The sequence below is a fragment of the Aquicoccus sp. genome (assembly GCF_041686535.1).
In the GTDB taxonomy this organism is placed as follows: Bacteria; Pseudomonadota; Alphaproteobacteria; order Rhodobacterales; family Rhodobacteraceae; genus Aquicoccus.
On record NZ_JAWLDS010000088.1, the window covers coordinates 1 to 12,339 of the forward strand.

Below are 12,339 nucleotides of genomic sequence, written 5' to 3' on the forward strand. Positions count from 1 at the left end.
TGCTTGGCATCCGGGGTCAGCTCGACCGAAGGTTCATCAAGCGGTTTTTCGGGCGTCGGATCGTTGAGACCGATGCCATAGCGCGCGGCCTCTCCTGCGGGGTCGAGCCGCGCGCGATTCACCAGTTCCAGGAAAAGCTGTTCGTTCGCAGTTGGTTCCTTGATCGGTGGCATGATCACCTCGCATTCTCGCCCATGGACGCGGTATTGTTCGGTGTCCCTGATACCATCCCCCCGGACCCGATGTCATGTCCGTCCTCGAAATACCTCCATGGGATCTCGCAAACGTCCCCGCGCATCCTGCCCAACCCCGATAAGCCGGCCCGCCCGGATCATCGTGGTCGCGACAGGATCAGCCGCGCGCCACCCCGCAGGAGGCCACTGTCGCGGCCGTGGCCGCGCGCCTCGAAGAAAAGCGCCAACGTACCCCCGCCGCGGGCGAACGGAACCTCGTACCGGGCGCCCAGCGTGCCGAACTCCAGCCGCTGCCTGTGGCTTGTGTCGATCGCCAGCAGCGCGGAGTCTATGCGCATCCGGCTGGAGACCTGCCGCACGCCCAGCCCCGCCGAGAGGCTCAGCGATCCCGGCAGGGCCTCGGGCAGGACACCGGGGCCCAGGCGACGCGTGATCATGGCCTCGGCCTCGGCAAAACCCGTCTCCGCGGCGATGCTGATCGGGTCCTTGAAAACGCCCGCGCCACCGGGCAGGGCATGGCGCCCCTGCCCCCGTCCACCGCGAATGGCCCCCTCAAGCTCCCAGCCCGGGTCGAGCCGGCGCCGCACCCGCAGGCCGATGGTCGTCTCAAGGCTCTTCTCGGTGCGATAATCCGGCGTTCCCCCGACGCTGCCGATACCGCCCCCCGCCGCGCCACCGCCCCCTGCCCCCCAGTCGCCCAGGAAACTGTCCACCGCGTGGTCGACCGCCGCCGGCGCATAGCCCGGATCCTCCTGCGCGAGCGTGACCTCGGGGTACAGGCTGACTTGCGCACAGCCCCCCAGACCGACCCCCACGAAAAGCAGCATGATGGCGCGAACCGGCCACCGATTCGCACCGCGAGACGCCGATGACGCTGTGATCCGGAGCGAAAACCTGACATTGATCCAGATCATGTTGGCCCCACAGGCTGACATATAGAACCGAAATGGTATTATGGGGCGGTAAGTCATGTTTTTCACATCCGAATCTGCACCTCGATTTCCACAGGTGCGGCAGGCCGGGCCGCGACAAGGCTTACGAACGCTCGATGCGCCTCTGAACACGATATTCAACAGACTGACAGGAAACCAGAAATGACCAGTGTTATCCTCACATCCGGCTTCAGGGATCTGCTTGAAGACGACACGATTCTTCCGGATCTCAAGGGCTTTGCCCTCGATTACGAGGGGGAACTTTCCGCCCTCGGAGATACAGATCCTTCCGCGCCGCCGTCACTCACCTCGAGCCTCGTCCAGTTTTTCGAACAGAGCACCGACCCGGCCTATCCCCAAACCTACACCGTGTCCTTCAGCGGCAGTGGCATCGGCCCGATCAGCAGCATCGAAGATCTGGAGACGGCCCTCATGGAGGGGGTGGCGACCGGCACACTCGATGAGGTCACGATCGACTACGGCAGCACCGAGATCCTGTCGCTGGACATGGGCAGCACCAGCTATACCCTGACCACCGGCGACCAGTCTCTTGAATTCACCGGCGCCTTTCCCGACACGATGGCCGATTTCGGGGCGCTTGTCGGCATGGCCAGCGAGATCGACAACATCATCTACATGAGCAGCGCCGAACGCGAGGCAATCCTCGCACCGCTGCTGGAGTATGACATCACCGAAGTGGTCCTGCGCGATTCCGGCACCGAATTGCTCTCGATGGGTGTCGATACCGAAACCGGCACCTACACGCTCGAAGCGGGCGGCTACACGCTCGACGCCAGCATCACCACCCCGCCGTTGCCCGAGTTGCTGAACACGCTGTTGCAGTTCGAGATGGAATTCGGCGAAGCCGGCGTGGAGGCCCCGCACCTGCGCCTCTACGATGCCGATGGCACCCTCGTCGCCGAAGAACTCGATGCGCCCGACCCCGACGCGCCGAGTTTCCACGGTGGCTATGCCTGGTTTGACTACACCCCGACGGAAAGCGGAACCTACTACATGTCGGCCGCCAGCGTCGACGATACCGGTTTCGGCTTCTACGACATGGGATACTGGATATCCGGCAGCACCGGGGACTTTGCAGAGTTGACCGAGGACGCGGATGCGCCCGCCGACGCTACCACCCCCTATAGCTTCGGCCCCGAAGAAACGGTCATGTTCAACGGCGTACTTTTCCCCGAGGCCGACCGCGACTGGGTTGCGGTCGAACTCGAGGCGGACACCGAGTATGGATTCTCGATGTCCGGATTCTTCGAGCCGCCCTGGGAATTCGAAGGTTATTCCCTCGGCCCCATCACCCTGACCGACCCGCTGGGTGAGACGATCCTGCATATCCCGGAAACGGACCTGACCGACACCATGGCGCTTCAGGAGCTGATCGACGAGATCAGCACCCTTCTCGAAGGGCTCGGCCTGCCGCCGCTGCCCGAGGGGCTCCTGGGCCTCAACAGTGGCGATCCGCACCTTCTGACGCTCGATGGCGCGGCCTATGACTTCCATGCCGCGGGCGAATACGTGATGACCCGCGCCACCGACGGCTCGGATTTCGAGGTCCAGGCCCGGATGAGCCCCGTGGGCGAGAACGTCACCGCCAACGTGGCCGCCGCGGTGCGACTGGACGGTGGCAACGTGATGGTCGATGCCAGCGCCGCGAACCCGCTGACCGTGGATGGCGTTGCCACCACCGTTGCGGATGGCGGGTTCATTGACGTTGGACAAGACCGGGTCTACCGCGAGGGCGACACCTACACCCTGATCCACACCCGCGACGGCGATCTCGAAACCGGCTACAGCGCGGTCGTGGTCGGCGTGGTCGGCGCGCGGGTGGACATCACCGTCGCGCTCGACAGCTACTGGGCCGGCAATGTCGAGGGACTTCTTGGCAATGCCGACGGCAACGCCGCCAACGATATCGCGCTGGCCGATGGCACCGCGCTCGACCGGCCGCTGAAATTCGATGACGTTTATGGCCAGTTTCGTGACGACTGGCGCGTGGATGACGCCGCCGACAGCCTGTTCAGCTATGGCGCGGGCGAAGGCCCCGACAGTTACTACCTGCCCAACTACCCCACCGGCATGATCGGCCTCGACAGTTTCGACCCCGATGATGTGAGCGCGGCCGAAACCGTGGTCGAGGCGGGCGGGCTGATGCCGGGCACGCTGGCCTTCCAGCAGGCGGTTCTCGATTACCTGCTGACCGAGGACGAAACCTATATCGAGACCGCGACCAACACCCAGACGGTGGTCGACAGCCGCCCGGCCGATGCCCCCGCGATCGAGACACCCGACACAGACGGTGGCGGGCTCGAGGGACTTTTGACCCTGTCGGGCAGACTGACCGACCTCACGGGCGACGATATCAACGGCGCCACCGTGACCTTCCAGCCCGAAGGGAGCAGTGTCAGCCTCGCGCGGCTGAGCCGCGGCGACGGCGATTTCAGCTTTGACATGGTTGCGGGCGAAACGGGCGTTCTCAACGCCACGCGCGGCTATGTTGACGGCGAGGATCCCTCGATCGGTGCGCCCGACGCGCTTGACGTACTGCGCATCGCGGTGGGGCTCGACCCGTCCTTCGGCCCGGCCCAAGCGCAGAACTTCGTCGCCGCCGATATCAACGGCGATGGGGAGGTTACGCCGGGCGACGCGCTCGACGTGCTGCGCCACGCGGTGGGCCTCGAAAGCGAGAACACACCGCACTGGCAGTTCTTCGCGGCCGATACCGACTGGTCTGCGCTCGACCTCGACGTGGACAACGCATCGGTCGTAAGCGGCATCGATGTCGATGCCCTCGTCGCGAATATCGACATGCCGATGACCGGCATCCTGATCGGCAACATGGAAACCGTGGTCGGCTGATCCGCCACGACCTCCCCGGGGGCACCTCAGCGGTGCCCCCGACCGTCCGACCCGCTGCGCGCGGGTCGGCCCCGAACACTCGGCTTTGAGAAAAATCGGCGTTAAACGCCGCGGTTCGGTCACGTTGCGGGCCGGCCGGGCGCCCACCTTCCTGCACATTCTTGCCCCTGATCAATCGGGTGAGGTGGGTCATGTGGCTGGAATTGCGCGGCAGGGCGGGCACGGGGATCGAAGCGTTCGAGAACGGTGTCACCGACACGGTGGTGCTGGAAACCGACGCGGGGACGTTCGTGCTGGCCGGCACCGGGCGCATGGGCGGGGTGATGGCCTTTCGTCTCGGCCCCGAGGGCGACCTCTCGCTTACCGACAGCCGCCTCTTCACCGGGTCGGACGCATTGGCGGCCAGCGGCAAGCTCGCGCTCGTCGACACTGGCGACGGTCCGATGCTGATATTCGGGGCGGGGACGGATGCGCTTCTCGGCTACATGATCGGCGCCGACGGCAGCATCGGCGGGCGCGTCGGTATCCCCTTCGACTCCGCCCGAAGCGAGATCGCCGCCGGAGACGACGCCATGCTGCGCGCCTGGGCGCTGCACAGCGATACAGGTGTCGCACCCGTCCCGGATGGGTCATGGCATGTCGGAACGGTCGGGTTTGACGTCAGCGGCACGGGCGAGGCCGCCCATGTCGTGGCGATTGGCGGGCTTGACACTCACGTCACGCTCATGCCCCGCGACGGCAGCGGCGGGATCACCCGTTTCGGCGCCTCCAACGGGCTCGGCATCGCCGCCCCCACGGCGCTGGAGCTGGTCGAAACCGCCGCCGGGCGCTGGGTGATCTTGGCCGCGGCCGAGAGTTCATCGCTCTCGGTCCTGGCGCTCGACGCGAACGGATCATTGCAAGCCACCGACCATGTCATCGACACGCGCAACACCCGTTTCGGTGGCGTGCAGGCCCTGGCCACCGCGCAAAGGGGCGATGACGTGCTGGTGGTGGCCGGCGGTGCCGATCACGGGCTGAGCCTGTTCCTGCTCTCGACCGAAGGGCGGCTCATCTGGCTCGACACGCTTGAACACGGCACCGATGCGGGGCTCTACAACATCAGCACCCTGTCGGCGATCGTGATCGACGACGACCTGATCGTCACCGCCGGATCGCAGCGCGACCCGGGGCTAAGCACCGTGCGCGTGCCACTGGCCGATCTGGGCGTGACCGGTGAAATCGCCGCGGGCGGCGCGGGGCGCGACGTTCTGATCTCGTCACCGGACAACGCCACTCTGAGCGGCGGCGCGGGCGCCGATGTCTTTGTGGTGCGGATGCAGGACACGCCGGTCCGGATCACCGATTTTCAGCCCGGACTCGACCGGCTGGACCTGTCCGACTGGCCGATGCTACGTGACGTGGCACAGCTCGGGATCACGACCACGGAACGCGGCGCGACGCTCTCCTACCGGGATTACAGCATCGTCATCATCTCGGAAAATGAAACGGCGCTGACCGCAGAGGACATATTCGCCCATGGTTTCCAGGGGCCGGACCGGGTGCTGATCCTTGCTGAGGTCAGCAGCGGCGAAGAGCAGCCCGATGACGACGCTTCGGACCCGCCACCGGATGACGACCCATCGCCACCCCTTGAAGACGAGCCGGTCGAGCCGGGCGACGGCGCGGATGACCCGGGAGATGACACGCCGCCCCCCGCCGAAAGCGGGCCGCGTGTCGTCGATCGCTTCGGGCAGGGGCTGGAGGGGGCCAGCGTCACCTTCTCGACCGGGACCGGCTCATCCTATGACACCACGACCGACGCAGCGGGCCGCTTCACCCTACCGAGCAACCCCGCGGGCACGCTGGTCCTGACCCGGTTTCATACCGCGGCCGACCCGGCCATCGGCGTCACCGATGCGCTCGACGTGCTGCGCCTTGCGGTAGGGCTGGATGACGGTGTCGACCCGCTCGATCTCATCGCGGCGGATGTGAACCGCGACGGAGAGGTCACGGTCACCGATGCGCTCGATCTGCTGCGCCTTGCGGTGGGGCTGGATACTGACCTGTCTGCGGAATGGGTGTTCATCGACAGCGCCGCAGACCTGAGCGGCGTGACCGCGCGCGCGGTGCGCTATGACAGCCAGATTGCGCTGACCGGCGCGGACATGGCCGCCGACCTGTCGATAACCGGCATCCTGCTGGGCAACCTGAGCGACACCGCCTGAGCCGCGTGTCATTCGCGCAGGGCGTTCTCCTTCACCCGCACGACCGGCCGGGTGAGATATTCCAGGACCGTCTTGGAGCCGGACAGGATATCGACCTGCGTGACCATCCCCGGCATGATCTCCACGGCGACCCCTTCGGCATCGAGGATGTTGTCATCCGTGCGGATCTCCACGACGAAGAACTCCTCCTCGTCGCGTTCCGACCGGGTGACCGCGTCGGCACCGATGCGCACGATCTCGCCATCAAGGCTGCCGTAGCGGGAAAAGTCATAGGCCGTGACCTTCACCTTCACCGGTTGACCCGGGTAGATGAAGGCAATGTCGGCCGGCCGCACATAGGCCTCCACCAGAAGCGTGTCGTCCAGCGGAACGATCTCGATCAGATCCTCCCCCCCACGGGCGAGACCGCCCAGGGTCTGGCGGTGGATCCGGTTGACCACGCCGCGGACCGGCGCCCGCAACCGCGCGCGCTCCGCCCGGCTTTGCAGCGCCGGCAGCGACGGCTTGAGCGCCGCCAGTTCCGCCGTCGCCAGCGCCAGGTCAGACAGGGCCGAGGACCGCTGTTGCGAGCGGCGCGATCGGATCTGGTCGTCGATCTCGTCCAGCGCCGATTGCAACCGCGACAGCGCCGCCTTCGCGCGGGTCTCGCGTCCGCGCCACTCCGCCTCCGTGCGCCGCAACGAAAGCAGCGTCGTTTCGGGCTCGACCCCGCGCTCGACCAGCGGTTCCATCATGGCGCGTTCCTCGGCCATCACCTCCAGGGTCTCGCGCGCGGTCTGCAGGTCAACGCGGCCCTCTTCCAATTGTTGCTGGCGCTGGTTGCGCTGGCGTTCGAGGATGTCGATCTCGTCCCTCAACTCGGCCTGCCGCCCGTGATAAAGTGATGTTTCCGACCGGACCACGTCGGGCGCATGGGTGACCAGGATGTCGGAAAACTCCAGTTCGACATTGTCGATCTCGGCCTGAAGCCGCTCGATCCGGGCCATCAGGCCATAGGCGCGCTGCTGCTCCTGGTCGAGCTGGCTCGAGACCTCGGTGCCATCCAGTTCCATCAGCAGATCGCCCTCTTCGACAATATCGCCTTCCGCGACATGAACCGCCTTCAACACCGCGGGTTCGGTCGCCTGGATGACCTGAAGATCGCGCGACGGCACGATCCGCCCCTCTGCGCGCGTCACGTCGTCAAGCTCGGTGCGTGCCGCCCAGACTCCCGCCGCCAGCAGGAAAAGCAGGATCACGGCAAGCAACAGTGATCCGCGAAACGGCGACGAGCCGCGCATTTCCTTTGCCATCTTCTCCAGGTCGTGGTTACGCGCCATCCGCACGTCCCCCCTTGCCGGCGTCGCCCGTACCGGCAACGCCCGTGGCGCCGGCGCTGGCTTGCGCGCGGCGGTTGAGAATGCTCTTGGGGCCGTCCGCCGCGATCTTGCCCTGGTCGACCACGATCACCCGGTCAACAAGGTCCAGCAGGCTGGTGCGATGGGTCACGATCACCACTGTCCGGTCGGCCATCTCGGCCTTGAGCCGGGCAATGACTTCGGCCTCGTTCTGCACGTCCATCGCGCTGGTCGGCTCGTCCATCAGCAGGACCGGCGGCCGCCCCACCAGCGCGCGCGCCAGCGTGATCGCCTGTTTCTGGCCTCCCGAAAGCCCCTCGCCACGTTCGGCCAGCATCATGTCATAGCCGGATGGGTGGCGCTTGACGAAATCCTCCACCCCCGCGATCTGCGCGGCCTCGAGGATCTCGTGGTCGCGCGGGCGCATCGCGCCGATGGCGATGTTCTCGCGCACCGTGCCGGTGAAGAGCCACACATCCTGCAACACCGACCCCACGTTGCGACGCAGGTCGCCCGGGTCGATCTGCCGGATGTCGATCCCGTCCATCCGAACCGACCCCGCCCGCGGCTCGTAAAGGCCCAGCATGAGCCGCGCAACCGTGCTCTTGCCCGACCCGATCCGCCCCAGGATCGCGACCTTCTCGCCGGGCTCGATGGTGAACGACACGTTGCTGAGCGCATCGATGCCCTGGTCGGGATAGGCAAAGGAGACATTGTCGAAGCTGATCTGACCCCTCAGGCGCGGGCGCGAGATCCAGCCCTTGCCCTCGGGGCGCTCGCTGTCGGCCTTCATCAGCGCATCGAGGCTGCGATACGACGTGCGCGCCTGGTTGAACCGCGTCAGCGTCTGCGCCAGTTGCGCCAGCGGCGCCAGGGTGCGCCCGGTGAGGATGACACAGGCAATCAGCGCGCCCATGCTGACCTCGCCCGCGGTGATCAGGAACACGCCGTAGAACACGATCATCACCTGCGCCGCCTGCTGGGTGAAGGCGGTCGCGTTGATCGCGAACTGGGTCACCGCGCGGCTTCTCAGCCCATGCTCGGATTGCCGCGCGATCGCCTCTTCCCAGCGCGCGCGCATCCGCCGCTGCGCCCCGGCGGCCTTGATCGTCTCAAGCCCGGCCACCGTCTCCACCAGCACGCCCTGTTTCGACTGCCCGTCGGCAAAGCTCTTCTCGGCCAGCCGCGACAATACCGGCTGCACCGCGATACCGACGATCAGGACCACGGGCACCGCGATCGCGGGCACCAGCGCCAATGGCCCGCCGATCAGGTGGATCACCCCGATGAACAGGATGATGAACGGCAGGTCCACCACCGCCACCAGCGTGGCCGAGGTAAAGAATTCGCGCAGCGTCTCGAACTCGCGCAGGGTGCTCGCAAGCGCCCCGGTGGAGCCCTTGCGCGCCCGCATCTGCATGTCCAGCAACTGGTCGAATATGCGCCGTCCCATCACCATGTCGGCCCGCTGCCCCGCGCGGTCGATGAACCCGGCGCGCAGGCTCTTGATCAGGAAATCGAAGAACAGCGCGATCCCCACTCCGAAGGTCAGCGCGATCAGCGATTCCAGCGCCTCGTTCGGCAAGACCCGGTCATAAACCACCATGATGAAAAGAGATGTGGACAGGCCGAGAAAGTTGGCCAGCACCGCTGCAAGCAGCACCTGCGTATAGGCCCAGCGATTCTGCGCCAGCGTGGACCAGAACCAATGCCCCTGCCGCCCGCCGCTCACCGCGGCGATGTCGTCGCGATGTTCGGCACGCATCAGCAGCGCGTATCCCGAATAGACCTCCTCGATCGTGTCGAGCGCGACCTCGCCCAATCCCTCGCCGATATCCGGGTCATATACGGCGATCCGGTTGCCGGGCAGTTTCTGGTAGAGCACCACGGCGCGGTTATCCTCGAGCAACAGGATCGCTGGCATCAGCGTGTTGTCGAAATCCTTGAGCTTGCGCTTGCCGAACCCCGCCTGAATCCCGGCGCGCTCGGCCGCGACGATGGCATCGCGCACCGTCAGGCTGCCCTGCGCGCCGGATTGCGCGGCCTGCAACGCGGCCAGCGTGATGGGGCGGTCCAGCGTCGAGGCGACATGCATCATGCAGGCTTCCAGCGGCGTGACCGCGTCACTCCCGCCCGCGGCGCCTGCCTGCTCACCCTGCTCCAGCCTGACCACGCGCGAGTCGCTCATCGTCCCCAGTCCTCGTCAGCGACACGCGCGACCGGGCTTTCGCCCTCATCCTGCGCCTCGCTCTCGTTCTCCGCGTGAACCTGCGGCAGCACAATGCCGAACGCGTCCAGAATGTCGCCGGTCAGCGCCAGCGCGGCATACCCGCTCAACGCCAGTTCGCGTTTCGCCACGATCAGGGTTTCACCGGCCTCGAAAAGGTCACGCTGCGCATCGAGCAGGTTGATCAGGCTGCGCCTCCCGATGGAAAACTGCTCGCGCGCGGATTCCACCGTCGCCTCGTTCGCACTGACGGAATCGCGTGCCGCCTGCAACCGGGCCCTGCCCGCGCGCTGGTCCGAGCGCACGAATTCCAGAGCCCTGCTGATTTCACGGGCGAGCCCCGCGCGATCGGCCTGCAATGCCTCCAGCCGCGCCTCGGCCTCGCGCACTGCTGCGGCCCTCTGGCCCGGCGCACCGGGATCGTAATCGAACACCAGGTCGACATCGCCATCCGTGCCCGACCCCACCGCCTCGCGCTGCGCGGTGCCGCGCATCTGCAACTGGGGAAAGCGCGCGGCTTGGGTGGCCGCGACATCAGCCTCGGCGGCCTTGATCGACGCATCCAGGCCGCGGATTCGCGGGCTGGCGGCGATCAGCGCATCATCCGACGCATCCGGCAGGGCCGGCGCCGTCGGGGGGGCGGACAAGTCACCCGGCGCGCGGCCAAAGACCTCGCGGAACACCGCTTCGGCCCGGTCGCGTTGCGACAGGGCCTGCACCTCGCGCGAGACCGCGTTCGCCAGCCGTGCCCGCGCGGTCAGCACGTCCGACTGGGTCCCGGCTCCCGCTCCGAACCGGTCCTCGACCTGCTCCAGCAGGCGGCGATGCGCATCCGCGTTGCTCTGGGCGAGGCTGTACTGCTCACGCGCCGCGGTCAGATTGTGCCACGCCTCGACGGCCTCCATGGTCAGTGCCGCGGCAACCTCGAGCCGCGCGCCACGGCTTTCGAATACCCGCGCACGCGCCGCGATCTGTCGGCTCGCCGTGGTGCCCCCGTCATAGATCAATTGCAGGATCTGCAGAACCGGGCTGATCCCGTTGCCACTGACCCCGGACCCGACCGTCGCCCCGAGCGAGAACCGCGGCAGATAGCCGGTTGACTCGCTGTCCTCGCGGGCCTGGGCCGCGCGAATATCCGCATCCGACGCGGTCAGGCGCGGGTGGGTCTCGACCGCCTCCACCACCCTGCCGCCGAACGCGCTGCGCGACACGGCGTCGGAGACCCGCACCTCGCGTTCCCCGGGCGGCGCGTCGAACCCCGACTCGAGCGTGTCCAGATCGGGCAGGTCCGCACAGGCCCCCAGCATCAGCACCGCCCCGGCCAGAAGCACGTTCACCGACATCCGCCAATGTTGCGGAATCGGTGCGCGGGCGGCGCGTTCACTGCACGAGGTGGTCATGTCATCAATGCCTTTCTTTCAACCGCTTGCGCCGTTTCGCCCTCTATACGCCATCTGCAAGCCAATGCTAACCCCGCGACGGTCCGGGCGGGCCGTCCTGGTCGGGTTTTTCTTCCTCCTCCCGGGTCGGGAGATCCGTCTCCCGCTCCTGCGATGCGGCCAGCGCATCGAAGAATCCCGACAGCGCGGCTTCCTGGGCCGGGCCGGGCCTGTCCTGCGCCGCGGTTGGCAGGTCGGGCGCAACTGGGCTGGCCGGTCGGTCCGGCTGTGCCTCGGCCGCGGCGAGAAGCGGCAAGTGATGCAGCGAAACCGCCTGCACATGCAAAAGCGCCAATGCCCCGCAGCGGTGCAGCGCGGAAAGATCGGCGCGGCGCAGGGTGTCGATTCGGGCGCGGTCGGGCAGCCAAAGCCCTTGGCTATCCATATGCGCCAAACCCGGCGGGGGCTCGAACGGGATCAGCAGATTGCGCGCCGCGATCTCGCTCATCGCCTCACGGGTGCGCGCCTCGGCGGCGGCACGTTCCCTGAAAAAGCCGATCACCTGCTGGATCGCCGCGGTCGGCGTACCGTCCTCGTTGAAAAACGGCTCGTCGGCTGGATCGTCGCTGACAAAGCCGCCCGCCTCGTCCACCAGCAGCGCGAGCGACCCGTCATCCGTGCGCCGCGCACTGAAGGGATGCACCCGCAGGATCGACGGGACATAGCTGCCGCGCCACGCTCCCCGCGGCGAGACCAGCGCACAGCGCCCGTCCACCCTGAGCCGCGAAAGCGCGACCGGCCAGACCTGCGACTGCGTGCGCAGGAAAAAGAACGGCAGGCTCGCCGCGACCTGTTCATGCTCCCCCAGGACGATCGGAACAAGGCGCTGACGCGCGGCGAAAGCCCAAGAGGTGAACCGCCGCCAGAAACGCCCGCCATGGCGTTCCGGGCTGACGGGGACCGGGCTCGTTGTCGTCACGTCCCCTCCCGGGTGGTCGGACTCGGTCATCTCGTGGCCCTTTGTCACGCACGCAAAATGGCAGGGACAAAGGGCGCCCATCGCGCCAGGCGACGGCCGCCCCTGCCCCCGGCAGGGCGATACCGGGTCAGGTCAGGGCGCCGGTGGCTTCGAAGCCGAGGATGTTGTCGGATGTGAAGCCGGAGAGGTCGCCGATATCCTCGAAGGTGGCGT

General features: G+C 67.0%; 7 protein-coding genes. 2 read left to right on the forward strand and 5 right to left on the reverse strand.

The features are described from left to right. Nucleotides 1-331: 331 nt before the first annotated feature. On the reverse strand, nt 332-1,021 hold the full coding sequence (locus tag ACESL9_RS14475; protein WP_372675044.1) for a hypothetical protein: 690 nt from the start codon (nt 1,019-1,021) through the stop codon (nt 332-334). 267 nt (nt 1,022-1,288) lie between these two features. On the opposite strand from ACESL9_RS14475, the gene ACESL9_RS14480 reads away from it, so the two are divergent. Then, the gene (locus tag ACESL9_RS14480) at nt 1,289-3,997 is read left to right on the forward strand and encodes a VWD domain-containing protein (protein WP_372675045.1); all 2,709 of its coding nucleotides are present in this window, start codon (nt 1,289-1,291) and stop codon (nt 3,995-3,997) included. A gap of 191 nt (nt 3,998-4,188) precedes the next feature. Further along, nucleotides 4,189-6,204, forward strand: a complete 2,016-nt coding sequence (locus ACESL9_RS14485; RefSeq protein WP_372675046.1) for a carboxypeptidase regulatory-like domain-containing protein — start codon at nt 4,189-4,191, stop codon at nt 6,202-6,204. An 8-nt stretch (nt 6,205-6,212) separates the two neighbouring features. Here ACESL9_RS14485 and ACESL9_RS14490 read toward each other — a convergent pair whose 3' ends face one another. The 4 genes from ACESL9_RS14490 to ACESL9_RS14505 all read right to left on the reverse strand — a co-directional run bounded on the left by ACESL9_RS14490 (nt 6,213) and on the right by ACESL9_RS14505 (nt 12,156). After that, on the reverse strand, nt 6,213-7,523 hold the full coding sequence (locus tag ACESL9_RS14490) for an HlyD family type I secretion periplasmic adaptor subunit (RefSeq protein WP_372675047.1): 1,311 nt from the start codon (nt 7,521-7,523) through the stop codon (nt 6,213-6,215). Beyond that, nucleotides 7,513-9,729: a type I secretion system permease/ATPase gene (locus ACESL9_RS14495; RefSeq protein WP_372675048.1), complete on the reverse strand. Its 2,217-nt coding sequence runs from the start codon at nt 9,727-9,729 to the stop codon at nt 7,513-7,515. Before ACESL9_RS14495 ends, ACESL9_RS14490 begins: the two co-directional genes overlap by 11 nt. After that, a complete protein-coding gene (locus tag ACESL9_RS14500; RefSeq protein ID WP_372675049.1) occupies nt 9,726-11,168 on the reverse strand; it encodes a TolC family protein in 1,443 nt (480 codons plus the stop codon). Before ACESL9_RS14500 ends, ACESL9_RS14495 begins: the two co-directional genes overlap by 4 nt. 67 nt (nt 11,169-11,235) lie before the next feature. Further along, the gene (locus ACESL9_RS14505; protein WP_372675050.1) at nt 11,236-12,156 is read right to left on the reverse strand and encodes a SapC family protein; all 921 of its coding nucleotides are present in this window, start codon (nt 12,154-12,156) and stop codon (nt 11,236-11,238) included. Nucleotides 12,157-12,339: the final 183 nt, after the last annotated feature.